Source organism: Streptomyces panaciradicis, from assembly GCF_023516615.1.
Classification (GTDB): Bacteria; Actinomycetota; Actinomycetes; order Streptomycetales; family Streptomycetaceae; genus Streptomyces; species Streptomyces panaciradicis.
In genome coordinates this window covers 1-1,005 of the sequence record NZ_JAMGBF010000323.1, presented here as the reverse complement: position 1 = coordinate 1,005, position 1,005 = coordinate 1, and the positions used below count along the sequence as shown (strand labels likewise).

1 protein-coding gene is annotated in these 1,005 nt (G+C 70.2%); it reads left to right on the top strand.

Annotated features, from left to right (window positions below):
- The first annotated feature begins 123 nt into the window (after window positions 1–123).
- A complete protein-coding gene (locus tag M8J74_RS44175) occupies window positions 124–909 on the top strand; it encodes a Pr6Pr family membrane protein (protein WP_249841771.1) in 786 nt (261 codons plus the stop codon).
- Window positions 910–1,005 lie beyond the last annotated feature (96 nt).

Below are 1,005 nucleotides of genomic sequence, written 5' to 3'. Positions count from 1 at the left end.
GGGGCAGGCGGGACTTTCGACACGCGCCCTAGCCCCCAAGGCCCGCTCCGGATCGAGACGGGCGATTAACCCACACGGCCCGCCCGTATCGCCGTAAATGCCCCCTTTGCCTAGCTTGGGGCCATGACGGCCCCGATACCCCGCGACATCCCGGACCTCCCCGCGGTCCCGGGCGTACCCGCGCTGCTGCCCTCACCGGTCCCCGCCACGGCGGTGGTGACCCCCGTACGCCATCCACTGACCGCGCTCTACCGCCTCCTGGTCGCCCTCGCGGCGGCCGGGGCGGTGACGATCGAACTGCTCCTCGGCAGCCCGGTCCGGATCCTGAGCTACTTCACGATCCAGAGCAACCTGCTGCTGGCCCTGGTCCTGGCCATGTCGGCCCGTCGAGCGTGGTCGGCACGCCGTCCGCTCCCCTCGGGGCTGACCGGAGCGGCGCTCCTCTACATCACGATCACAGGCCTGGTGTACCACCTGCTGCTGGCCAAGGGATCGAGCCCGTTCGCGATGAACGGCGAGACCGCCCCACCGACGGGCTGGCACTGGGTCACCGACCAGATCCTCCATACGGCGACCCCCGTCACCGCGGCCCTGGACTGGCTCCTGCTGACCGCCCCCGGCCGCCTGCACCTGCGCCAGGCGGCGACCTGGCTCCTCTACCCCCTCGGCTACCTGACGCTCTCCTTCATCCGGGGCGAACTGATCCTCCCCGGCACGCCGGGCCGCTATCTCTACCCCTTCCTCGACGTCGACCTGCACGGCTACAAGAGCGTCCTCGGCAACGCCCTCCTCCTCGGCCTCGCCTTCTACGCCCTCGCCGTCCTCCTGGTCGCCGTCGACCACGCCCGCCCGAACCCCGTCCGCCGCCGCGCCAAAACCGGATTTCGCCTACAGCCACCGGTGGGCTAAAGTAAACGACGTCGCCGCGACAAGCAGGACAGCAGCGACATCGGGGTGTAGCGCAGCTTGGCAGCGCGCTTCGTTCGGGACGAAGAGGTCGTGGGT